This is a genomic window from Streptosporangium sp. NPDC049644, from assembly GCF_040675205.1.
In the GTDB taxonomy this organism is placed as follows: Bacteria; Actinomycetota; Actinomycetes; order Streptosporangiales; family Streptosporangiaceae; genus Streptosporangium; species Streptosporangium fukuiense.
In genome coordinates this window covers 1-22079 of the sequence record NZ_JBFAOJ010000096.1, presented here as the reverse complement: position 1 = coordinate 22079, position 22079 = coordinate 1, and the positions used below count along the sequence as shown (strand labels likewise).

The 22079-nt window shown below is 70.4% G+C and carries 20 protein-coding genes and 1 pseudogene; 12 read left to right on the top strand and 9 right to left on the bottom strand.

Annotated features, from left to right (window positions below; translation table 11 throughout):
• Positions 1-11 precede the first annotated feature (11 nt).
• The 4 genes from AB0J58_RS36010 to AB0J58_RS35995 all read left to right on the top strand — a co-directional run bounded on the left by AB0J58_RS36010 (position 12) and on the right by AB0J58_RS35995 (position 3226).
• On the top strand, positions 12-419 hold the full coding sequence (locus AB0J58_RS36010; protein WP_364224308.1) for a hypothetical protein: 408 nt from the start codon (positions 12-14) through the stop codon (positions 417-419).
• 85 nt (positions 420-504) lie between these two features.
• Positions 505-1662, top strand: a complete 1158-nt coding sequence (gene trpB / locus AB0J58_RS36005; protein WP_364224306.1) for a tryptophan synthase subunit beta — start codon at positions 505-507, stop codon at positions 1660-1662.
• Positions 1659-2474, top strand: a complete 816-nt coding sequence (gene trpA, locus AB0J58_RS36000; RefSeq protein ID WP_364224304.1) for a tryptophan synthase subunit alpha — start codon at positions 1659-1661, stop codon at positions 2472-2474. The genes trpB and trpA overlap by 4 nt, the downstream gene beginning before the upstream one ends.
• Positions 2471-3226, top strand: coding sequence for a GntR family transcriptional regulator (locus AB0J58_RS35995; protein WP_364224302.1), 756 nt, complete (start codon positions 2471-2473; stop codon positions 3224-3226). Before trpA ends, AB0J58_RS35995 begins: the two co-directional genes overlap by 4 nt.
• 118 nt (positions 3227-3344) lie before the next feature.
• Here the strand turns inward: AB0J58_RS35995 and AB0J58_RS35990 are convergent, their stop codons facing one another.
• From AB0J58_RS35990 to AB0J58_RS35970, 5 genes are all read right to left on the bottom strand, one after another.
• The gene (locus tag AB0J58_RS35990; protein ID WP_364224300.1) at positions 3345-3884 is read right to left on the bottom strand and encodes a GNAT family N-acetyltransferase; all 540 of its coding nucleotides are present in this window, start codon (positions 3882-3884) and stop codon (positions 3345-3347) included.
• Positions 3885-4202: 318 nt separating this feature from the next.
• Positions 4203-5831, bottom strand: a complete 1629-nt coding sequence (locus tag AB0J58_RS35985) for a hypothetical protein (RefSeq protein ID WP_364224298.1) — start codon at positions 5829-5831, stop codon at positions 4203-4205.
• On the bottom strand, positions 5828-6583 hold the full coding sequence (locus tag AB0J58_RS35980; protein ID WP_364224296.1) for an ABC transporter ATP-binding protein: 756 nt from the start codon (positions 6581-6583) through the stop codon (positions 5828-5830). Before AB0J58_RS35980 ends, AB0J58_RS35985 begins: the two co-directional genes overlap by 4 nt.
• A gap of 46 nt (positions 6584-6629) precedes the next feature.
• Positions 6630-7508 (bottom strand): alpha/beta fold hydrolase, encoded by an 879-nt coding sequence (locus AB0J58_RS35975; RefSeq protein ID WP_364224294.1) that lies wholly within the window; start codon positions 7506-7508, stop codon positions 6630-6632.
• A 3-nt stretch (positions 7509-7511) separates the two neighbouring features.
• Complete coding sequence (locus AB0J58_RS35970) at positions 7512-10202, bottom strand: LuxR C-terminal-related transcriptional regulator (RefSeq protein ID WP_364224292.1); 2691 nt, start codon at positions 10200-10202, stop codon at positions 7512-7514.
• Positions 10203-10300: 98 nt separating this feature from the next.
• Here AB0J58_RS35970 and AB0J58_RS35965 point away from each other — a divergent pair, with 98 nt between their 5' ends.
• The 3 genes from AB0J58_RS35965 to AB0J58_RS35955 all read left to right on the top strand — a co-directional run bounded on the left by AB0J58_RS35965 (position 10301) and on the right by AB0J58_RS35955 (position 12376).
• Positions 10301-10492 (top strand): hypothetical protein, encoded by a 192-nt coding sequence (locus AB0J58_RS35965; RefSeq protein ID WP_364224290.1) that lies wholly within the window; start codon positions 10301-10303, stop codon positions 10490-10492.
• 52 nt (positions 10493-10544) lie between these two features.
• The gene (locus AB0J58_RS35960) at positions 10545-11567 is read left to right on the top strand and encodes a zinc-dependent alcohol dehydrogenase family protein (RefSeq protein WP_364224288.1); all 1023 of its coding nucleotides are present in this window, start codon (positions 10545-10547) and stop codon (positions 11565-11567) included.
• A 137-nt stretch (positions 11568-11704) separates the two neighbouring features.
• A complete protein-coding gene (locus tag AB0J58_RS35955; RefSeq protein WP_364224286.1) occupies positions 11705-12376 on the top strand; it encodes a shikimate kinase in 672 nt (223 codons plus the stop codon).
• Positions 12377-12511: 135 nt separating this feature from the next.
• Here AB0J58_RS35955 and AB0J58_RS35950 read toward each other — a convergent pair whose 3' ends face one another.
• A complete protein-coding gene (locus AB0J58_RS35950) occupies positions 12512-14158 on the bottom strand; it encodes a serine hydrolase (protein WP_364224284.1) in 1647 nt (548 codons plus the stop codon).
• 152 nt (positions 14159-14310) lie between these two features.
• Between AB0J58_RS35950 and AB0J58_RS35945 the strand changes: the two genes are divergently transcribed.
• The 4 genes from AB0J58_RS35945 (at position 14311) to AB0J58_RS35930 (ending at position 17447) form a co-directional block, all read left to right on the top strand.
• Complete coding sequence (locus AB0J58_RS35945; protein ID WP_364224282.1) at positions 14311-15333, top strand: helix-turn-helix domain-containing protein; 1023 nt, start codon at positions 14311-14313, stop codon at positions 15331-15333.
• A 505-nt stretch (positions 15334-15838) separates the two neighbouring features.
• Complete coding sequence (locus AB0J58_RS35940; protein ID WP_364224280.1) at positions 15839-16270, top strand: hypothetical protein; 432 nt, start codon at positions 15839-15841, stop codon at positions 16268-16270.
• 23 nt (positions 16271-16293) lie between these two features.
• Entirely contained in the window at positions 16294-16497 is a 204-nt protein-coding gene (locus AB0J58_RS35935; protein ID WP_281048031.1) for a helix-turn-helix transcriptional regulator, read from the top strand.
• Positions 16494-17447, top strand: a complete 954-nt coding sequence (locus AB0J58_RS35930) for an NAD(P)-dependent alcohol dehydrogenase (protein WP_364224278.1) — start codon at positions 16494-16496, stop codon at positions 17445-17447. The genes AB0J58_RS35935 and AB0J58_RS35930 overlap by 4 nt, the downstream gene beginning before the upstream one ends.
• 410 nt (positions 17448-17857) lie before the next feature.
• On the opposite strand, the pseudogene AB0J58_RS35925 reads toward AB0J58_RS35930, so the two are convergent.
• The 3 genes and pseudogenes from AB0J58_RS35925 to groL form a co-directional block, all read right to left on the bottom strand.
• A pseudogene (locus AB0J58_RS35925) lies at positions 17858-18151 on the bottom strand (DUF4097 family beta strand repeat-containing protein); the annotation flags it as partial.
• A 293-nt stretch (positions 18152-18444) separates the two neighbouring features.
• Positions 18445-19494 carry a hypothetical protein gene (locus tag AB0J58_RS35920; protein WP_364224276.1) on the bottom strand — a complete coding sequence of 350 codons (1050 nt, stop codon included), beginning with the start codon at positions 19492-19494 and terminating at the stop codon, positions 18445-18447.
• Positions 19495-19538: 44 nt separating this feature from the next.
• Positions 19539-21164 carry a chaperonin GroEL gene (groL, locus tag AB0J58_RS35915; protein ID WP_364224274.1) on the bottom strand — a complete coding sequence of 542 codons (1626 nt, stop codon included), beginning with the start codon at positions 21162-21164 and terminating at the stop codon, positions 19539-19541.
• 218 nt (positions 21165-21382) lie between these two features.
• On the opposite strand from groL, the gene AB0J58_RS35910 reads away from it, so the two are divergent.
• The gene (locus AB0J58_RS35910) at positions 21383-22006 is read left to right on the top strand and encodes a TetR family transcriptional regulator (RefSeq protein WP_364224272.1); all 624 of its coding nucleotides are present in this window, start codon (positions 21383-21385) and stop codon (positions 22004-22006) included.
• Positions 22007-22079 lie beyond the last annotated feature (73 nt).

The window sequence follows — 22079 nt, the reverse complement described above, 5'->3', positions numbered from 1 at the left end:
CCGGTTACGCGATGACCTTCGTTGTCCGGCAAGGCAATGATCACGCGCGGGGTGCGAGCTGTACGGTCGCCGCCCGCCACGGCGAGGAGATCGTCCGGCTACGCCGCCGGGCCGCTGTTCCGCGCGTCCATCCGTACACGCACCAGGCGTGGCGCGGCCGCATGCGCACCTGCGGCGTGGGCGCATCCCTGACCGACACCGAGGTCGCCGCCTTCGATGCCGATCCGGCCCGGCCGCTCCGCGAACTCCTTCCCGAGGAACCTCGCACGGTGCCCAGCAGGATCTCGGCATTCGTGGCCCGCCGAAGGAACCGATCCGCACGCTCGTGCTGCGATTCGCGGCCGAAGGCCCTCCTGGCTGCCGTGCCGAATACCGGTGGTGGCGCGTCCGCACCGCCCATGCCACACTTCCTGTTATAGAACTCTTCCGAGAGTTATAGAACGATTGGAGTATGGCGTGCGAGACGTGTTGCCGTGGCGTGAGCCGGTCCCGCCGGATGGGACGATGAGCGAGCCCCGAGCGCGGGGCCGATTCGGCGAGTACGGCGGACGGTACGCGCCGGAGTCCCTGGTGGAGGCGTGCCGCGAGGTGGACGAGGCGTTCCGGGGAGCCTGGGCGGATCCGGGGTTCCGCGGCGCCCTGGCACGGCTGCTCGCCGTGCACGCCGGGCGGCCGACCCCGCTCACGCCGGCCCGCCGGCTGTCGGAGGCGCTGGGCGTGCAGCTGTACCTCAAGCGCGAGGATCTCACCCACACCGGATCCCACAAGATCAACAATGTGTTGGGCCAGGCCCTGCTGGCCACCCGGATGAGACGACGCAGGCTGATCGCCGAGACGGGAGCGGGCCAGCACGGGGTGGCCACCGCGACCGCCGCCGCGTTGCTCGGGCTGGAGGCCACGGTGTTCATGGGCGAGCGCGACATCGAGCGGCAGGCGCTGAACGTCTTCCGGATGCGCATGCTGGGCGCCGAGGTGGTCCCGGTGATCACGGGCAGCCGTACCCTCAAGGACGCGACCAGCGAGGCCATGCGGCACTGGGTGGGCGCGACGGGCGACTCCCACTACTGCATCGGCTCGGTCATCGGGCCGGATCCGTACCCGTGGATGGTCAGGGAGTTCCAGCGGATCATCGGCGACGAGGCCCGCGGGCAGTGCGCCGCCGAGTTGCGGACCAGCGTTCCGGACTACGTGGTCGCGTGCGTCGGCGGCGGCTCCAACGCGGCCGGCACGTTCGCCGGATTCGCCGACACCCCGGCGCGCCTGGTCGGTGTCGAAGCGGAGGGCGGCGCCGGGGCGGCCCGCGGCCGGCTCGGCGTCCTGCACGGCTGCCGCTCGCTGTTCCTGCAGGACGACGACGGGCAGATCACCCAGGCGCACTCCATCGCCGCCGGGCTCGACTACCCGGGAGTCGGCCCGGAGCACGCCCACCTGCGCGACCTGGGCCGGGCCCGCTACGTCACGGTGACCGACGACGAGGCGGTTCGCGCGGCGGTACGGCTGGCGCGTGCCGAAGGCATCGTCCCGGCGCTCGAATCGGCGCACGCCCTCGCCTGGGTGATCCGCGCGGCGGGCGGCGGCGAACTGTCCGCAGGATCGACGGTGCTGATGACGTTGTCCGGCCGGGGCGACAAGGACGTCTCAACCCTGAAGGAGCTGCTGTGACGAACCCCACCCTGGCCGCGGGCGCGGTCGAAGGCCACCTGCGTGCCCGCCGGGACACCGGCCGCGGCCTGCTCATGCCGTACGTCACCGGGGGGATCACGCCCGGCTGGACGGACTACCTGCGGGCCTTCGCCGCCGCCGGGGCGGACGCGATCGAGGTCGGCCTGCCCTTCTCCGACCCCACGCTGGACGGTGTCACCATCCAGCAGGCCAGTGACACGGCACTGGCCCGGGGGGCGAGCACCCGCCGGATCCTCGCCGACCTGTCCGGCATGCCGGACCTGGGCGTACCGCTGGTCGTCAGCACCTACTACAACCTGGTGCTGCACGACGGCCCCGAGACGTTCTGTGCCGCGCTGCGCCGGGCCGGCGTCGGCGGCCTGATCGTGCCCGACCTGCCGGTGCACGAGGCGGACGAGCTGACGGCCGTGGCCGCCGCCGCCGGGATCGAGCCGGCCCTGCTGGCGTCGCCGTCCACGCCGCAGCCGCGGCTGGCGGAGATCGCACACCACAGCCGCGGATTCGTCTACGCGGTGTCGGTGATGGGCACCACCGGTGAGCGGACCGCCCTCGCCGCTTCGGCGGCGGAGCTCACCGAGCGGATCAGGCGCGCCACCGACCGGCCGGTCTTGCTAGGATTTGGCATTTCCACCCCGGACCAGGCACGCGAAGCCCGCCGGCACGCCGACGGCGTGGTGGTCGGCGCCGCAGTCATGCGGCGGGTGCTCGACGGGGCTGGGCCGGACGACCTGCGGGCCTTCCTCACGACCCTGCGGCAAGCCCTCGACCAGGAGTGTGACCGACCACGATGACCCCCGACGCCGGGCACGAGGCGAGATACCGCGCCATCGCCGCCGACCTCGCCGCGAAGATCCGGTCGGGGCACTACGCCCCCGGTGAGGCCCTGCCGCCGCAACGAGAGCTGAGCGCCTCCTACGGGGTGACCCTCATGACGCTGCGCCAGGCGTTGCGGGAGCTCAGCGACGAGAGGCTGATCGTGCAGCAGCCCGGCAGGGGCACGTTCGTCGCCCCGCCCCACCTGGCGTACCAGCTCGACTCGCTCCGCAGCCTGGTCGACGACCTGCGTAAACAGGGCCACGACGTGCGCACCGCGGTGGCCGGGCGGGCGGTGCGCCGGGTCCCCGCCCGGATCGTCGCGGAGCTGCGGCTGCGTCCCGGCGACACCGCCCTGCGGCTGGAGCGGGTCCGCGAGTTCGCCGGACGCCCCGCCGTACACCAGGTGTCCTGGGTCCGCCGGCCGATGGCCGACCAGATCCGCGACCGCGACTTCACCACCATCTCCCTCTACACGGCCCTCGCCGACGCGGGAGTGACGGTCGCCCGGGCGTCCGAGGTGGTCCGGCCCGGTTTGCTCGACCCCGCCGCCGCCCGCCACCTCCACGAGCCGCAGGGCAGCCCGGTGCTCGTCAGCACCCGGATCACCTACACGCTCGACGCCACGCCTGTGGTGTCCGACCATGCCACCATCCTCGGCAGCATGATGGAGATCCGCACCGAACGCGCCGCCACCGGCCTCTCTCTCACCTGGGGCGCCACCAGCTGAGAACCTGTGTGCGGTCTGTCCCACCGTGGCGACGAGCAGCTTCTTGCGGACCCTGCCCGTCGCGTTCCTGGGCAACTCGCTCCCAATCTTGGCAGCACCCGCCCTTCCGAGCACGGGCTCAACCGGACGGCGTGACCGAGGACCACACGCCGAGCCATTGCTCGGCGCCGTACTCCTCGAACCGCTCCACCTCGGTGAACCCCAGCTTCGCCGCGAGGCGCATCGCGCGGTCGTTGGCGGTCTGGGTGCAGAGCACCACCGGCTCGCCAGGAAGTGCGTCGGCGAACCAGCCGAGTGCCGCCGCGCACGCCTCGGCGGCGTACCCGCATCCCCACGCCTCCGGCAGGAACATGTAGCCGAGCTCGGCATCCGGACGGACGTGCCCCGGACGCTCTACATCGCGCCGATCGAGCGTGATCATGCCGATCATCGCTCCGTCGAGATCGATCACGAAAAAACCAGGGCGCCGCCCGGGCACCTCAGGCACCGCGTGTTCGAGTTCGTCACGCGGTCGAGGGCCACCGAGGTAGGTGCCCACCTCCGGCGAGGCGAACAGCTCGATGAACGCCGCACGGTCCCGGGCCTCGGACTCACGCAGCACGAGCCGCTCGGTCCTGATCGGGGCAGATGGCCAGGTGACGGGCCCAAGCTCGGTCATGGCGGGCAATCTATCGAACGCCCGCCGAGCGGCACATGCTCTCACAACTCACGGACAAAGCCACGGCTCCTCAAGGCATGAGGATGCCGCAGGAAGAAGTACCGCTCCAGCTCGACTCGCGACGGCGGGCCGGCCGTGCGCGGACACCCGCTCATCACTTAAGAACTCCACGGGCACAACCATGCAAGGTGGGCACACCCATCCCGAAGCATACTCAAACTGATACGCCATTCGGGCCCACCGGGCACCGATGCACCCGAACCAGAACCGGCGGTGTTTAGAATCCTTGGACGGGGATGGTGTGTGCCCAGGATGCGATCAGTTATCAATCGGAGGGTTCCGGCGTTCTGCCTTGTGGGCGGACGAGCGGAGGACGGCGGCGTCGCGTGCGGTCATCGCATCGAGGAGGGCGGTGCCGCGCCGCTGGAGCAGGCGCAGGGTGAGCGCAGGGGTTATGGACAGGAAGGCGGCGGCCTGCGACACGGCCGCCAGCACGGTCACCCACCACGGGCCTCCGGTGACCACGCCGACACCGCCTGGCAGGACGGCGGCCAGCAAGGTCGCCGGGAAGATCGTCATCTGCCCGCCGGTCGCATCGCCCGCCTGCTGGCCCTGGTAGACGCGCTCGCGGGCATCGACACCCACGGCCGGCATCACGAGCGCGAGCAGCGGCGCCAGAGCGCAGCCTGCCGCCGCCGCGGCGATGGCGCCGCCCACGGCGGCAGCTCCCAGGGGCGAGCCGGTCGCGGCCTGCAACGCGGCCGCCAGCGCGATGGACGGCACACCGAACAGCAGCGCCCACGCCGCCATCCGCCCGCGTACATCGGCCTTGAGGGCGCCAGGTGTGGTGAGCAGCAGCCACAGGGCCGTGCCGTCCAGGGCGTAGGTGTTGATCGCGACCATCGCGCCGAACACCGCCGCGGCGGGGCCCATCAGGGGCAATGCCCAGCTCCAGCCGCTGAGGGCGATGATGAGCGCCATCAGCAACGGTGTCAGCCAGGCACTGCGCAGTTCCACACCGCGCGCCGGGTCACGCAGCCAGGTGGCCAGATCGCGCCCGACGACCGCAGACACCTGCGATGTCGCGAACGGCACAGACATCTGCCGCCCTGGTACCGCCGGCCGCCGCGGCCTCGCCTGGCGGAGCGGCCGGCGCAGGGCGCGGGCCGTCAGCGCGATCCAGCTCAGCTGCAGCAAGGCACCCACGCTCAACAGGGCCGCAAGCGGCAGCAGGATCGCACCGGCGCCGTCGCGGGCGGCGACCGTCGCGCCGTACCCCCAGCCGGTGGGCAGGGCGGCGAGCACGTCGATCATCGGCGCGGGAAGCCATCCGAGGGTGGGGGTGACCAGGTTGGTGCCCCCCTCCCCCAGACGCGGCAGCAGCCAGGCCGCGACCGGCACCCATCCGGCGAACGACAGCGCGAGCATGATCGCGGTCTGTGCGGCGGCCAGTGTCGTCCCGGCCGGGGTCTGCAGCAGCCGGGCCGCCAGCGCCGCCACCTTCTTACCAGCCCAGACCAGCAGGTAAAGCTGGGCCATCACGGCCACGACGGCGATCGCCGTCGCCACCGGACCACCCGGTGCCGCCAGCACCACCAACGACAGCAGGCACGCCAGCGTGATCAGCGGGCCAACGCCCAGCAGTTCGGTCCACGACAGGGCCCGTGCCAGCCGCCACGGCCGCACCGGGTAGCCGCGCAGCCATTCGCGTGAGATGACGGACGGGTCGTGGCGGGGCTGGGCCAGCGGACCGAACAGCCACATGCCGCCCCACACCGTGAGCACTACCGCGATCCAGCCTTCACCGATGAGGCCGCGGGAGGCCAAGGAGGCTGCCACGATCACCAGGGCGGCCAGGACCAGCCCGGGGACAAGGCTGAAGGCGCGCTCGTTGTGCGGGCCGTTGCGGAACAGCCGCAGCTTGAGCGCGAACAGGGTGCCCGTCATGCCAGCCACTCCAGCGGACGCACCGGGTCGGCGCCCACCAGCTCGACGAACCGCTCGTTCAGCGTCGCGCCCGCGGCCACCTCCTCCGTCGCTCCCTCGACCAGCATCCGGCCACCGGCCACCACCGCCACCCGGCGACAGTTGCGCTCGACGAAGTCCATAATGTGACTCGACAGAACGACCGTGCCGCCGACGTCGACGTACTGCTTCAGCACCTGCTCGATGGAGCGGGCCGAGACCGGGTCGATCGCCTCGAACGGCTCGTCCAGCACCAGCACCCGAGGCCGGTGCAGCAGTGCCAGTGCCAGACCGATCTTCTTGCGCATGCCCGTGGAGTACTCCACGATCAGTGTGCGCTGGACCGCGCCCAGCCCCAGGATCTCCAGCAGGTCACGCGCGCGGGCCCGCCAGCCGTCGTCCAGGCCGCGCAGCCCGGCGCTGTAGCGCAGGACCTCGGTGGCGGTCAGCCGCTCGGGCAGGGACAGCCCGTCCATCATGACGCCGAGCTGGGCGAGCGCGGCCTCCCGCTCGGTCCGCAGGTCGTACCCGGCGATCCTGACCGTGCCCGAGGTCGGCCGCCGCAGCCCGCACACGGCCGTCAGGGTGGTGGTCTTACCGGCGCCGTTGGGACCCACGATGCCGTAGAACATCCCCGGCGGGATGCTCAGGCTGAGCCGGTCGACGGCGAGCACGGCACCGAAGCGCTGGGTGAGGTCCGCCACCTCGATGGCAGGGAAGGAGGAATCGAGCACAGGTTTTCCTGAACGCTTGAAGAGGAGATATTGGCAAGAACGCACGTCACTCGGCTGTGTGCGCGAGGATGGCGCCGCTCAGTTCCTCATGTGTCTCCGGCGGCAGCGTGTGCCCCATGCCCGCCACGATCATCAGCCGTGCTCCCGGGATCCGCTCGGCGATGACCGCGCCGTGACCCGGTTTGACCGGCTCGTGGCTGCCCTCGATGACCAGCGTGGGCGCCTGCACCCGGTGCAGCACGCCCACCGGCTCGAAGTCGGGGTCGGCCGCTGCGGCCAGCCGGTGGTTGGCCACCGCCGACAGGTCGCGGGCCCGGTCGTAGATGCGCTCCTGCAGCCGGCGTGCCGCGTCCTCGTCGAACGGCAGTCCGGTGCCGTGCAGCACCCGCTGCTCGGCGATCATGCCGTCGATCAGCGCACGCCGGTCCTGCGGCGGCGGGGCGGCCATCAGCGCGCGGTAGAAGGCCACGAACTCCGGCGCCGGCTCAGGCAGACCGCCTTCGGGCTGCGGCTGCCCCGTCAGGGCCCGCATGAGCACCTGGCCCTCGCCGCCGCCGAGCGGCGAGGAGGCGACGACGGTCAGCGAGCGCACCCGCTCCGGCCGCTCCACGGCGATGAGCTGACCGAGCAGCCCGCCCGCCGAGTGACCGACCAGGTGCGCGCTCTCCAGGCCGTGGGCGTCCATCACGCGGTAGACGTCGCTCTTGATGTCGTCCCACGTGTACGGCTCGGTAGCGAAGTCGACGGTGCCGGACATGCCGGTGTCACGGTGGTCGTACCGGATCACCCGGCGGCCTCCGGCGGTCAGGCGGCCGATGAACTCGTCCGGCCACAGGATGCCCTGCGACATCGACCCCATGATCAACAGGATCGGCGCGTCCGTCTCGGCGCCGAACTCTTCGCTCCAGATGTCTATGTTCTGCATGTCTCAGAGCATGTCGTCTTCGGCTACGGGTGCCTTCTGTAGAACTACTAGTCGAGCCAGATCCGTACGGGAGCTGATGCCCAGTTTCGGATAGATCTTGTACAGGTGGTACTCGACCGTGCGCGGGCTCAGGAAGAGCTGGACAGCGATCTGCTTGCTCGACAACCCGTCGGCGACCAGGCCCGCGATGCGCAGCTCCTGCGGGGTCAGCGTGTCCAGCACGTCCGCCGGTGGGGCCTGCCCGCTCTCCCCCGCCGCCCGCAACTCGTCCTGCGCGCGCCGCGCCCACAGCCGTGCGCCCGCCCGCTCGAACGTCTCCCACGCCATCCGCAGGTGCGCCCGCGCCTCGCCCGGCCGCTGCGCGCGGCGCAGGCGCTCCCCCAGCAGCAGGGCCGTCCTGGCCGCCTCGAACGGGTTGGTGTGCAGCCGCAGCGCCTCGCCGAAGGCGTCCTCGGAGGAGTCGGCCAGGCCCCGGCAGCGGGCCAGCAGCGCACGCGACTCGGGCGTCGCGGCGTGCGCGGCCCCCTGCTCGTACGCGACCAGCGCCGCCCGCGCGCCCGCCTCGTCGCCCGCGCCCACGGCGGCCTCGACGCGGTCGGGCCCGGTCCGCCACACCACGGTCGGATGCCCGGCGCCCGACCCCGCCGCGGCGATGGCCGTGAAACGGTCGCGTGCCGCCACGTAGCGGCCCAGACACAGGTCGAGCAGCGCCAGCGCGTACGCGGCCGTCCCCACGCGCAATCCCACCCGGTGCGGGATGGCGATGGCCAGCGCCTCGCGGGCCTGCCGCTCGCAGGACTCCTCCTCGCCGCGCAGCGCCGCCAGCAGCGCCAGGTTGGCCAGGTGCGCGGCCACCGTGTTCTCGTACCCGGCTTCCCGCGCCAGCGCCAGGCCCTCCTCGGAGACGGCCTGGCTGCGCGCCAGCCGACCGGCGATGCGCTCGGCGGTCGCCACGAACTCCAGTACGACGGGCAGCTGCCCGGTCATCCCCGAGACCCTGGCCACCCGCCCGGCCCGCTCGGCCATCTCGGTGGCCAGATCCGACTCGCCCAGAGCGCTGGCCGCGGCCGTCGCCCACAGGTATCCCGTCGCGTCCTCCAGCTCATCGACCCGCGCCAGCGCCCGCCGCAGCAGGCCCGGTCCGGCGGCGTCGCCGTCCAGTGTCAGGCCGATCCCGGCCACCGTGTCCCGCAAGAACCCCTCGGGGTGCGCGACCGCCCGCCGGCCGAGCTCGGCGATGGCCGCCGTGTCACCGACGTACGAGGCCGCCTCCACGGCATCGGCCAGCATTTCCAAGCTGTCGCCCGCCGCCAGGATCCGTACGGCCTCGGCGGCGTTGCCCGAGTTCAGTTCGAACCGGCCCCGGAGCCGGGCGATCTCCATGGCGAGGGTGGCGTCCCCGTCGGCCCGCTCGCGCGCCTCGGCCAGCAGCGACTCCGCCTGTCCCGGGCGGCCGCCGAGCCAGGCCGCGACGGCGGCGTCCTTCAGACGGACTGCACGGGCGCGCGGCTCGGAGGTCAACTCGGCGGCCCTGGCCAGGGCGCTGGCCGCGTCGCCGTATCCGCCGCGGTCGCGCGCCCGCTCCGCGGCGGCCACCAGCGCAACGGCGACCTGCTCGACCTGGCCCAGGGCGGCTCCGGCCAGGTGCCAGGCGCGACGGTCTCCCGCCGTCAGCTCCGCCAGGACGGCGTGCGCGCGGCGGATGTCGGCGGGGGCGGCCGCCTCGTGGATCGCGGATCGGATGAGCGGATGACGGAAGCGCACGCTCGTGCCCGACACCTCGGCCAGCCCGGTGTCCTCCAGCTCGGCCAACGCCACCCGCCCGGCCCCGGCCTCCGTCCCGGGCCCGGTTGAGGCCGATCGGGCCGCGTTCGCGCCGGGGCGTACCGGTTGCTCGGCGAACAGCCGGTCGGTGGCGCGCAAGACCAGGCCGAGGTCGGCCTCGACGGCGGCGACCAGGGCGACCAGCCGGGCAGGGGCCGACAACCCGGTCACCCGGTCGCCGAAGAGCCGGGCTCCGCCGGGCAGCGGGTCGGGCAGCGGGTCGCGCCCGGCGAGCTGCGCGGGCGTCAGACAGGCTGCGATCTCACCCAGGGCGAGCGGGTTCGCGCCGGTCAGTGTGGTGAGCTCCCGTTTCACCGGGGCGGGCAGCGTACCGTGGCGGGACTCCAGCAGTTCGGCTGCGGCGGACTCGGGCAGGCCGCGCACGTCCACCGTCAGCGACACGCCCTTGACGGGCACGTCTCCGCGGACGGCGAGCAGCATCGCGATCCGTTCCGTCCCCAACCGCCTGGCGGCGAACAGCAGCGCATCGGCCGAGGCCCGGTCGATCCACTGAAAGTCGTCGACCACGCAGATCAGCCCGTCCAGCGCGGCCGCCTCGGCCAGCAGCGAGAGCACACCGGCCCCCACCAGGAACCGATCGCCGGCACTGCCCGCGGCAAGCCCCAGGGCCGCGCGCACGGCGTCGCGCTGCGGCTCGGGCAGCGTGTCGAGCAGGCCGGCCACCGGCCACAGCACCTGGTGCAGCGCCGCGAACGCGAGGTCGGACTCGGACTCAACGCCGGTGGTCCGCAACACCCGCATCGCACCACCACGCGCGGCCGCCGCCTCGAGCAAGGCGGTCTTGCCCGCGCCTGCCTCGCCCCGTAGCACCACCGCGCCGCCGAAACCGTCGCAAGCCCGCGTGATCACCTCGTCGAGTGCGCTGATTTCCGCAGATCTGCCGTAAAGCACAAGCACCCACTGTAGGAGGCCTCCACGCCGTCCCGTCTCAGGGGTATCAGCAAGCTGTGTTCGACTGCCGCTCCCAGACGCTGATGCGGCGCCGGCCGGTGGCTGTGGGCGGCGTGCGCCTGCTGTTCGCCGACATGCATCCGAACCTGCGCCGGATGGAGCCGGTTTCCTGGACACAGGCGATCGGCGGGATCAAAGGCAGCGGGGACGTCTCGCTGACCTCACCGCGATCCACCGACCCAACATAAGGCACAATCAGTGAGATATGAGCTACGTTCAGCGACGATGAGGTGGTCTGCCATGCGTGGAGCGATTCTGTACGCGCCAGGTGATGTCCGTGTCGAGCAGCGCCCGGACCCGGAGATCATCGAGCCGACCGACGCGATCATCCGCCTGACGGCGACCTGTATCTGCGGATCCGACCTGTGGCCCTACCGGGGTGTGGAGAAGCTCGACGGGCCGATCCCGATGGGGCATGAGTACGTCGGCATCGTGGAGGAGGTCGGCGGCCAGGTCACGACCATCAGGCCGGGGCAGTTCGTGGTCGGCTCGTTCTGGGCCTCCGACAACACCTGTGAGATCTGCCGGGCGGGCTACCAGAGCGCCTGCGTCCACCGTGTGCTCATGGGCACCCTCGGAACCCAGGCCCAGCTGGCGCGGGTTCCCCTCGCCGACGGCACCCTGGTCGCCACCCCCGCCATGCCGGACGCGGACTTGGTGCCCAGCCTGCTGGCCGCCTCCGACGTGCTCGGCACCGGCTGGTTCGGCGCTGTTGCCGCCGCGGCGGGGCCGGGCAAGACCGTCGTCGTCGTCGGCGACGGCGCCGTCGGCCTGTGCGCCGTGCTGGCCGCCAGGCGGCTCGGCGCCGAACGGATCATCGCGATGAGCCGCCATGAACCACGGCAACAGCTCGCCCGCCAGTTCGGCGCCACCGACGTCGTCATCGAGCGCGGCGACGAAGGCGTCACGGCGATCAAGGACATGACCGGCGGATTCGGCGCCCACTCGGTCGTCGAGGCGGTCGGCACCCAGGAGTCGATGATGCAGGCCATCCGCTCCACCCGCCCCGGCGGCCACGTCGGCTTCGTCGGCGTCGCCCACAACGTCGCGTTGCCCGGTGACGAGCTGTTCATGTCCCTCGTGCACCTGCACGGCGGTCCCGCGCCGGTGCGCCAGTACCTGCCGCAGCTGATCGAGCTGATCTGCAACCGCGAGATCGACCCCGGCAAGGTCTTCGACCTGTCCCTGCCGCTGGATGAGACGGCCGAGGGGTACCTGGCCATGGACGAACGCCGCGCGATCAAGGTCCTCCTCCAGCCGTGACCCGGCCGTTCAGGGCCGGCCCCCTTCCGTTCCTCCCGCTGGTCACGGCAGTGCGCTGAACGGCGGGTCCGGCTCGGTCGTGCACCGGGTGTTCGTCCTCGACGCCCGCCGGGCAGGAACTCGACAGGAGCCAACGAATGCACTCCGCACTGCACGAAGGGGCTTCCCCCAGCGGTTGGAGGGAACGGTTGCGCCACGTCTACTGGATCGGCGGCGGCAGCGGGTCCGGAAAATCCACCGTCGCCCGACGTCTCGCCGATCGATATGGGATGCGGCTGTACGATACCGACGCGGTCATGCCCGACCACGCCCGCCGCGTGCCCGTGGAACAAGCTCCTTACCTGAGCAGGTTCGCCGCCATGGACATGGACGAACGCTGGGTGGCCAGAAGTCCGCGCGAGATGCTCGATACCTTCCACTGGTTCCACGGCGAAGGATTCAAGTTGATCATCGAAGACCTTCTCGCCCTCCCCGCCGACCGGCCGGTGGTCGCCGAGGGGTTCCGGCTGCTGCCCGGCCTCGTCCAACCCCTGCTCACCGAAGTGGGCCATGCCGTGTGGCTGCTGCCGACTCCCCGGTTCCGCCAGGCGGTGTTCGACAGCCGTGGCGGACCGGCATGGGGATTCCTCACCAGGACCGGTGACCCCCGGCAGGCGCTGCAGAACCTGCTCCAGCGCGACGCGCTGTTCACCGACCGGCTCAGCGAGCAGACCCGGCATCTGGGCCTCCACGGGCTCAGAGTGGCTTCCGGGGACACCGAGGAAGATCTCGCACGGCGAGTCTCCGCGGTGTTCGGTCTTGCGGAGTAGGCGGTCACGACGTGGGATTCAGCGGCCATAGCCCCTCGGGCATCTCCGGGAATCGGAAGGAGCGGCACGACGGTCGCATGGATCCGAATGGTGCGCCGCCGTCGCAGCTTGGGTGAACGGCGGCGCGAGGAGCGGCTACTTCTTCGGGAGGCCGACCGCGTTGGCCGCGTCGGCTTCGAAGTATTCCGTTGCGGCGAAGGGGCCGGCGTGCTCCTCGAAGAAGGTTTTGACGCTGTCGACCGAGTCGTGGACGATGACGTTCACCGCTTTGGTCCCGTCGGTGCCGGCCACCGCCAGGGTCCACTTGGCGCCCTTCGGCAGCTGCCCGTACGCCGCCTTCATCGCGTCCCAGAATCCGCCGTTGTCGGAAATCGTGGAAACCGCCATGACGTGCATTCCTGTGTTCTCCTCATCTACTCTCGGATTTACTCGGCAATTGGTATGGAGGTATTGCGCGACCCCGTGTTGGAAGTCGTAGACGGCGACGGTCTGGGGATCTTCGAGCGGGCTTGTCGAAGGCATCAGGAAATGCGTCTCGCTGATCGGAAGCAGTTCGTACGTGATGCGTTCCGGCTTACCGGCGAGTCGCGCCTCCATGGGATTAACAGTGAAGGTGAGGTGGAGTTCTCCATCCTCGGCCGACACCGTGTATCGGGAGCCTGGCCGCTCGTAGACGCCTTCGTACCTTGACGGGTCGAGGGGCAGGGTCGGGTCGGGTTCCGGCAGTTCCGGGATCGTGGGCGCGCGGAGGTCGAGGAGGATTTCGTTGAACACCTTCCTGTAGAAGCCGTCCCGCGGCCCGGCGTTGGCCAGCAGCACGAGGGCAAGGCCCGAATCCGGCAGGATTCGCAGGCGCGCGCTCTGGCCGACGGTACTGCCGTCGTGCGCGTAGACGGTCTCGCCGTGCCAGTCGCACACGATGAGGCCGAGGGCCCACTCCGGCCCGAACAAATACGGATCGGGCACGGGAACGCGTGATTCCGTCATCTCGCGAACGGCCTCGGCCGAGACGATTCTGGTGCCGTTCGGCGCCTTGCCGCCGTCGAGGAAGAGGTGCGCCATCATGAGCACCTCCCGCGCCGTCGAGCTGATGTTGCCCCCGGGGCCGAAAGACCGCGGCAAATGGGTCAGTGGTGAGACGACGGGACCCTCGTCGAGGGAGCGGATCAGATGCCCCGTCGCGGCGCGGTGCGGGTCCACCCGGGCGTGCCAGGTGCTGGTACTGGTCAGTCCCAGCGGATCGAAGAGGCGATCTCGCATGATGTCGTCCCACCGTTCGCCATCGATCACCTCCATGACGCGGGCGAGAATGGCATAACCCAGGACCGCGCTGTAACCGTGGGTGTGACCCAAGGGGTGCACTTGAGGCGCGCCGGCAATATTCGCGACCATGCGCTCGTACACATCGTCGCCTTGGCCGGGATCGCCGTAGGCCTCCTCGATGCCGTTCGTGTGGTTCAGGAGATGGCGGGGCGTGACGTTGGCACCGACCTCGGGGTCGGCGACCCGGAAACCGGGAAGATAGGTCCGCACCGGCTCGTCCAGGTCGGCTTTTCCCTCGTCGACGAGTTGCATGAAGGCGAGGGCGGTCCAGGTCTTGGTCATGGAACCGCACTGGTAAACGGTGTCGGCCGTCGCGGGCTCGCGCGTCACCGCGTTCTTGACGCCGACGGCGAAGTCGACGATCTCCCCGTCATGGAAGAACCCGATCGCGGCGCTCGGAATCCGGTACTCGGCGAGGAGTTCGGAGACCCGCGCCTGTGTTCGCGCTATATCCAACATGGACGTGTCCTTTCCAGGCAAGGAAAAGCTACGTTGCGTTTCGCATGCCGTCAACTAAAAGCAAACGAAAACGGCCGGATAGCGGCGAATCGTTGCAACAACATTGTCGGTAAATGCAATTCACGCCACTCTTCCATTGCAATGTATTGTTGGTGAACGCACCTGAAGAGGAGACGTGGCCGATGCCCGGAGGCAGGCTGACCCATGAGGATCGCCGGAGGATCGCGACCTGGCTGGCCGACGGGCTGGGATACGCCGAGATGGGCCGGCGGCTCGGCAGGCCCACGTCCACGGTCACCCGCGAAGTCGCGCGCAGCGGGGGGCCGGCAGGCTATCTGGCGGACCGCGCCCAGCAGGCCTCCGATCGGCGCGCCCGCCGGCGCAGGGCTGCCAAGGCCACCGAGCCCGACGAGCGGCAGAGCGAGGTGGCACGCCGCTTCACGGAAGAGTTCGCCACCCTGCTAGCCGGGACCGGACTGCCCCAGATGCCCTCCCGGGTGTTCGTCTGCCTGCTCACCTCCGACTCCGGGAGCCTGACATCCGCCGACCTCGTACGCCGGTTACAGGTCAGCCCGGCCTCGGTGTCCAAGGCCATCGGCTACCTCGAATCGATCGAACTGGTGGGACGCGGTCAGGATCCAGGCGGGCGCCGCGAGCGGTACATGATCAGCGAGGACGTCTGGCTCCGCGCCTGGAGAGCCGACAGCGGAGCGCACACCGAGGTCGCGGCGGCCGCGCGGCGCGGAACACACATCTTCGGCTCCGACACTCCCGCCGGGACCCGGCTTCGCGAGATGGGCCGGTTCTTCGCCCGCATCAGCGACCACATGGACGACAGCGACCTCACCCACACCGCCGCGGCCGACGCGCTGACGGTGATCGCCGCGCTCGTGCACGCCGCCCGGCCGCTCAACGCGGACGACCTCGCCACGGCACTGGACTGGCCCGTTCAGCGGGCCGCCGACGCCCTGGAGGTGATCAGCCGTCGCCCGATCCTCTCCGACCCGCTCACCGTGGAGCGGCTCGGGTACGGCACGTACGCCATCACCCCGAGGCCGGACCGTCTGAGTTCCGCGCAACGTGAAGCGCTGGGCCAAGCGCGGCCGTGTCCACGTCAACTCTGCTCTCACCGCGCTGGACGACTTCCACACCCGCCGGGGTCCGGACAAGGCTGACCTCGGCAGCAAAGACCTGCCCAAGAACGCGCCCCGCATTCCGGCGCCCGCTCCTCAGGTGGGGCGCTCGGCCATGACGACCAGACCCGGCCCGCCCTGCTCATCCGCGGGGAGCCGAAGTTCGGCGACCGGTCGCAGTCCAGCCTGCTCGATCAGGTCCACGAGTGGTTCCGGCCGCCATCAGATCCTTCCGAGGGGACCGTCGCCTTCAGGCGGCATGTCGTCTTCGAGCAGCGCCCAGACCTCGATCAGGTCTTCCGACTCCCAGTCCCGCCGCATCCGCCCCCTGCCGCCACTCGTTCAGCTCAACGAGACGAACAGGTCAGGGAAGCGAGGTCCACAGCGCGGTTACTCAGCGCTACACGCCACCTGGCCGCGGCCGTACGAGAACAGGGCCGGTGAGGGCGGCCGGTGCGGCCTGCGGTGCGTGTAAATAAACTTTGACACGGTGTCCGGGGTGTTTTACATTGATTGATGTCAGCTTTGTTTTACATGAGGAGCGGGCATGGCCTTCGAGGAAAAGCGCGCCTGGGTGATGATCCTGGTCTCCCTCGGCGCATACACGATCTACGTGGTGACCGTCCTGGGCCGGGCCGGCGACGGCCCGTTCGCCGACGTCGCCTACGCTGGACCCCTGCTGTGGACCATCGGTGGCGCCATCGTCGCCGCGATCGTGGCCAACATCGCGATGGCCATCGCGGGTGGCCACGGCGCCGACCGCACCGACGAGCGCGACCGTGAGATCAACCAGGTCGGTGAGCGCATCGGGCAGTCGATCGTCGTCATCGGCGCGCTCGCCGCACTGGTCATGGCCATCGCCGAGCTGCGCCACTTCTGGATCGCCAACGCCGTCTACCTGGCGTTCGTGCTGTCCGCGGTGCTCAGCTCGGTTGCCAAGATCATGGCGTACCGCAAGGGCGGCTTCCAGACGTGGTGAAGCCGACGCGGGTCACCAACGCGATCCGGGCCCTGCGGTTCGCGCACGACGAGATGACCCAGGCCGAGCTGGCCGACCGGGTCGGCGTCACCCGCCAGACCATCATCGCGATCGAACAGGGTCGCTACTCCCCCTCGCTGGAGATGGCGTTCCGTATCGCCCGGGTGTTCCGGGTCGGACTCGACGACGTCTTCCAGTATCCCGACACCGAAGGAGACCCCTCATGAAGGCGATCGTCCAGGACGAGTACGGCCCGCCGCATGTGCTGAGCCTCGGCGAGGTTCCGATCCCGACGCCCGGCGCCGACGATGTGCTGATCCGGGTGCACGCGGCCGGCGTCGACTACGGCGTGTGGCACGTCATGACCGGGCTGCCGCTCATCGGCCGCCTCGGCTTCGGCCTGCGCCGGCCCCGCAACCGCGTGCCGGGCATGGACGTGGCCGGCGTCGTGGAGTCCGTCGGCGCCAACGTGACCGCGTTTCGCCCCGGCGACGAGGTGTACGGTGCGGCGACCGGCACGTACGCGCAGTTCGCGCTCGCCCGCCCGGGCAAGCTCGCCCGCAAGCCCGCCAACCTGAGCTTCACCGAAGCGGCGGCCGTACCCGCGTCAGGGGTGACCGCGTTGCGGGCCGTCGGCCAGGTCACCTCCGGTGAGAAGGTGCTGGTAATCGGCGCCGGCGGCGGGGTGGGCAGCTTCGCGACGCAACTCGCGGTCGCCGGCGGCGCCCACGTCACCGCCGTGTGCAGCACAGCCAAGGCCGACCTCGTCCGGTCGCTGGGCGCCCAGGCCGTCATCGACTACACGCGCGAGCCGCTCACCGGAACGTACGATCTGATCATCGACATCGCGGGCATCCGGTCGCTGGCCCTGCTGCGCGGGCTGCTCACCGAGCGCGGCCGGCTCGTCATCGTCGGCGGCGAGGGCGGCGGCCGGTGGTTCGGCGGGCTCGGCCGCCCGCTGGCCGCCCGGCTGATCACCCCGTTCATCCGCCAGCGCCTGGACGCACCGATCGTGCTGACCCGCACCACCGACCTGGACGCGCTGCGCGACCTCATCGAGGCCGGGGCCGTGCGACCGGCCGTCGGGCGCACGTACTCCCTGGCGGAGGCCTCCACCGCGGTGGGTGACCTGGCGGCGGGCAACGCGCCCGGAAAGCTCGTCATCACGGTTGACTGACCTCGGGGCGCCGGGATCAACATCCTGCGGCGAGCCTTGGCAGAGGTGCATCCGATGACGGCCGACAGCCCCGAGGTGGCGGCCGATGGTTGGTGGCGAGGGCGCCGGGAACGCACCGGTTGGTAGATGTACGACTGGGCCGACAGCGCCTTCTCGACGACCGTCATCTCCGTGTTCCTGGGGCCTCACCCCTCGCCTCCGCCCGCCGCTTCCGCCGTCTGCCGGCTGACCGCTGCGAGCGAGTCTCGGGCGAGACCGGACAGCGCGTGAACTTCTGTCCGGTCTCTTGGATCGCATCGCCCCAGGTCACCGACCCGGGGCCGCTCACGGGCCGATCCGGTCTCCGGTGCCGCGCCCCTGTCCACAGCCGAGCCCCCGGGGCGAGGACGACGAATAGCGCTGCGGGTCACGATGTCGCCATAGGCGGTGGTCGCGTGGATGTCGAGCTGGGCGGCGGCGCCTTCGGTGTTCTTGAGCGCGTTGTGGATCCGGCCGTAGGAGGTGCCGGCGTCCAGGGAGGCCGAGACTCCGGTGGCGGCGCCGACCGACACCTCGCCGGCCTCGGTGCGCAGCACGACCGTGCCGCGCACGGCCTCGGCGATGCGGATGTCGCCCTCGCCGGTGCTGATCTCCGCGGGGCCGTTGAGACGGCCGACCGAGACGTCACCGGCGACGGTGGTGAGGCGGACGCTCGCGGTCTCGTCCTCCCCGATCGACGGCGCGAGCGGGCACGGCCGACCTGCTCAGTCAGCCCGCACGTGCTGTTTGACCGGGCACGACGTCCAGTGAACTCGGTGGCCCTCAGCCAGGACGGCTCACGTCTGGCCTCAGGTACCTACCAGACGGTGCGGTTGTGGAATGTGGCGTTGTCGCATGATCTCCCGCGAGCGGTCTGTGGCATCGCGCGCCGCGGATTCACTCCCCAGGAGTGGCAGCAGTACTTCCCCGGCAAACCGTATCGACAAAGCTGCCTCACCTCCCAGTAGGAATGCCACGTTCACGTCATGGTCCTCCTTTCGGTCTCGGCCGTCCTGGCGCGTCCATATTCGGCCAGGGCGTGGAAGGCGGCTTTTGGTTCCCACGGCAGCCCCGGATAGGTCGTCCCTGTGCGGCCGTGCTCCAGGATCTTGACGATGCCGAAACTGGCGGTGTCGAAGTCCCGTCCGGGCTCGGAGGCCGTCGGCAGGTCACGGCGGGCGAACGTGTTGACGAACACCGTGTCCGTGCCCTCCTCGTCGTAGATGTCGAGGAGTTCGCGCACGTATTCGGCTTGTTCTTCCTCGTCCCGCATGACGGTTGTGATCAGGCGAGGGCGGGCGTGTTCGTCCCATTCGACGATGGAGTCGCCGCGTGCGCCCAGTCCGGCGGCTCCGCGGTGGGTGGTGCAGCCGAACTCGGTGACGGCGAACGGCTTGCTCTGCGAGGTCTGCGCGCGCAGGTTCTCACGGAAACCGTGCGCGGTGGTCGCATCGCGATATCCGGCGTCGGTGGCGACGATGTCGAACGGAGCCCAGTCCACGCCTTCGAAGGGCAGGGAGGCGTAGCTGATCGGACCGCCGAACCGTTCGCGCACCGCCGCGGCGGCTCGGGTGAGGAAGGTGTTGACCCGGGCGGGCACTTCGGGGAGTGCGGCGCGCAGCCGCGCGGGCTCGGCCATCAAACCAAGCCGCTCCTTCAGGCTGTCACCGGGCAGGAATCCACTGGTGAACAGGCTGATCTCGGAGCCGGTGAGGAATACGACGGGAGTTCCCTCCTGGCGTAGGCGTTCGGCCCGTTCGGCACCGTCGACGATGAACGTCATCAGCTCGTCTTGGGTGAGGCCGTTGGTGAACGGCGAATACCAGACCTCCAAGCCCGCGCGGGCGGCATGGCGTGCGGCGGTCTCAAGACGGTCCGGGTCTCCTCCGGTGATGCGGACCGCGTCGCAGTGCAGCTCATCACGGATGATCTGCATCTCGCGGCGTACCGCGTCAGGGTCGAAGGGCTCGTGGGTGGTGGTTCCGGCAGATAGGAAGCCGGTGTCGTAGGTGACACCGTAGGCACGCATCAGGAGCCTCCGTGTGTGTGCGAGCGGGTGGGGAGATACGAGAGCTAGAAGTCCATGTCCCCGCCGGGCATGCCGGCGGGGACGGCCGAGGTCCTCTCCGGCTTCTCCGCGATGACGGCCTCGGTGGTGAGGAAGAGCGCCGCGATGGAGGCGGCGTTCCGCAGCGCCGAGCGCGTCACCTTGGCTGGGTCGATGATGCCCGCCTCGAACAGGTTGACGTACTCACCCGTGGCCGCGTTGAGGCCCTCCCCCGGGGGCAGGTTGCGGACCCGCTCCACCACGACGCCGCCCTCGAGGCCGGCGTTGACCGCGATCTGCTTGAGCGGCTCCTCCAGAGCCTTGCGCACGATGGCGGCGCCGGTGGCCTCGTCGCCGACGAGTTCGAGCTTGTCGAAGGAATCGGCGCCGGCCTGCAGCAGGGCCACGCCACCGCCCGGGACGACGCCCTCCTCGACGGCCGCCTTCGCGTTGCGAACGGCGTCCTCGATGCGGTGCTTGCGTTCCTTGAGCTCGACCTCGGTCGCCGCGCCCGTCTTGATGACGGCCACGCCACCGGCGAGCTTAGCCAGGCGCTCCTGGAGCTTCTCACGGTCGTAGTCGGAGTCGGTACGCTCGATCTCGGCGCGGATCTCGCCGACCCGGCCGGAGATGGCCTCGGCGTCACCCGCGCCGTCGACGATCGTGGTCTCGTCCTTGGTCACCACAACCTTGCGGGCCCGGCCCAGCAGGTCGAGGGTGGCGTTCTCCAGCTTGAGACCGACCTCCTCGGCGATGACCTGACCACCGGTCAGGATGGCGATGTCGCCCAGCATGGCCCTGCGGCGGTCGCCGAAGCCCGGAGCCTTGACCGCCACCGACCGGAAGACTGCCTTCATCTTGTTGACGATCAAGGTGGCCAGGGCCTCGCCCTCGACGTCCTCGGCGATGACCAGCAGTGGCCTGCCGGACTGCACGACCTTGTCGAGCAGGGGCACCACGTCCCTGTTGGCGGAGACCTTGCCGCTCACGATCAGGACGTATGGATCGTCCAGGACCGCTTCGAGCCGGTCGGAGTCGGTGATGAAGAGCGGGGCGATGTAGCCCTTGTCGAAGCGCATGCCCTCGGTGAGTTCGAGCTCCAGGCCGAAGGTGTTGCTCTCCTCGACGGTGATGACGCCTTCCTTGCCGACCTTGTCCATCGCCTCGGCGATGAGCGCGCCGATCTCGGGGTCGGCGGCGGAGATGGAGGCGGTGGAGGCGATCTGCTCCTTGGTCTCCACTTCCTTGGCGAGCTTGGAGAGCTCCTCGCTGACCTGCTCGACGGCGGCCTCGATGCCCTTCTTCAGGGACATCGGGTTGGCGCCGGCGGCGACGTTGCGCAGGCCCTCGCGTACCAGTGCCTGGGCGAGCACGGTGGCGGTGGTGGTGCCGTCGCCGGCGACGTCGTCGGTCCTCTTGGCGACCTCCTTGACCAGCTCGGCGCCGATCTTCTCCCACGGGTCCTGGAGCTCGATCTCCTTGGCGATGGACACGCCGTCGTTGGTGATCGTGGGAGCTCCCCACTTCTTCTCCAGCACGACGTTGCGGCCCTTGGGACCCAGGGTCACCTTGACGGCGTCGGCGAGCTGGTTCATGCCGCGCTCGAGAGCACGTCGGGCGTCCTCGTCGAACGCGATCATCTTCGAAGTCATTCCTGCTCCTGCTCTTGGTTGGGGGCTGTCCGGGACGGCGCCCGCGACGGACGGTCTGGCGGCGGGCGGCCAACCCGCCGACGGACCTCGCCGTCCCGGCACACACCTTGTGGTCGGCACCCTCCAGGCGTGCGTGCCAGGTGCTCCGTCGCACTCTATCCACAACTTGCGTGTCACGCATATAGTGCGCGGCACGCAGCGTTGGATAGAGTTGACCCATGAACGACGACGCCATGAACCTCCGGGCACGCAACAGCCAGGCCACCCGAGAGGCGATCAGCCACGCCGCGCTACGCCTGGCCATCGAGCAGGGCCCCAACGGGCTGGCCCTGGTGCGTGTCCACGACATCGCCACGGCCGCGGGCGTCTCACCTCGCACCTACAACAACTACTTCTCCAGCAGGGCAGAGGCGATCTGCGCCTTCCAGGCCGACCAGTCCAGGCGCGCGGGGCAGGCGCTGCGCTCCCGGCCCGCCGGTGAACCACTCGATCAGGCCGTCATCGCGGCCGTGATCGAGCTCTACACCGACCCCGAACCCGACAGGGCCGGCCTGCGCATGATCATGTCAACGCCCGAGCTGGAAGGCGAGGCGCTGAAGGCGTTCAGCATGGCGGAGGGCCCGCTCGCCGAGGCGATCGCGGCCCGCACCGACACCGACCCCCAGCGCGACCTGTTCCCCGCCGTCACGGCCGCCGCGATCACCGGCGCCATCCGCGTGGCGGGGCGGCACTGGCTCGAACCCGGCAACCCCGAATCCTTCGCCACTACCCTGCGCCGCGCCCTGACCTGCGTCTTTCCCGCCGAGTCACCCAAAGAGGGTAAGCAACAGTTCTTGAGTTGAGGGCGCCGACTCCTCCTCGCTGTGCACGCTTGCTGCCTGCGAACTGCATCTTCTCCCGTTTGCCAGATCGATC

Bases quoted from the DNA above. Each gene is read 5' to 3' on its own strand.
- trpB (WP_364224306.1), top strand. From the start codon at position 505: ATGAGCGAGCCCCGAGCGCGGGGCCGATTCGGCGAGTACGGCGGACGG.
- AB0J58_RS35910 (WP_364224272.1), top strand. From the start codon at position 21,383: ATGAACGACGACGCCATGAACCTCCGGGCACGCAACAGCCAGGCCACC.
- AB0J58_RS35995 (WP_364224302.1), top strand. From the start codon at position 2,471: ATGACCCCCGACGCCGGGCACGAGGCGAGATACCGCGCCATCGCCGCC.
- AB0J58_RS35920 (WP_364224276.1), bottom strand. From the start codon at position 19,494: ATGCGTGCCTACGGTGTCACCTACGACACCGGCTTCCTATCTGCCGGA.
- AB0J58_RS35960 (WP_364224288.1), top strand. From the start codon at position 10,545: ATGCGTGGAGCGATTCTGTACGCGCCAGGTGATGTCCGTGTCGAGCAG.
- AB0J58_RS35990 (WP_364224300.1), bottom strand. From the start codon at position 3,884: ATGACCGAGCTTGGGCCCGTCACCTGGCCATCTGCCCCGATCAGGACC.
- AB0J58_RS35975 (WP_364224294.1), bottom strand. From the start codon at position 7,508: ATGCAGAACATAGACATCTGGAGCGAAGAGTTCGGCGCCGAGACGGAC.
- AB0J58_RS35940 (WP_364224280.1), top strand. From the start codon at position 15,839: ATGGCCTTCGAGGAAAAGCGCGCCTGGGTGATGATCCTGGTCTCCCTC.
- AB0J58_RS35955 (WP_364224286.1), top strand. From the start codon at position 11,705: ATGCACTCCGCACTGCACGAAGGGGCTTCCCCCAGCGGTTGGAGGGAA.
- groL (WP_364224274.1), bottom strand. From the start codon at position 21,164: ATGACTTCGAAGATGATCGCGTTCGACGAGGACGCCCGACGTGCTCTC.
- AB0J58_RS35985 (WP_364224298.1), bottom strand. From the start codon at position 5,831: ATGACGGGCACCCTGTTCGCGCTCAAGCTGCGGCTGTTCCGCAACGGC.
- AB0J58_RS36010 (WP_364224308.1), top strand. From the start codon at position 12: ATGACCTTCGTTGTCCGGCAAGGCAATGATCACGCGCGGGGTGCGAGC.
- AB0J58_RS35930 (WP_364224278.1), top strand. From the start codon at position 16,494: ATGAAGGCGATCGTCCAGGACGAGTACGGCCCGCCGCATGTGCTGAGC.
- AB0J58_RS35950 (WP_364224284.1), bottom strand. From the start codon at position 14,158: ATGTTGGATATAGCGCGAACACAGGCGCGGGTCTCCGAACTCCTCGCC.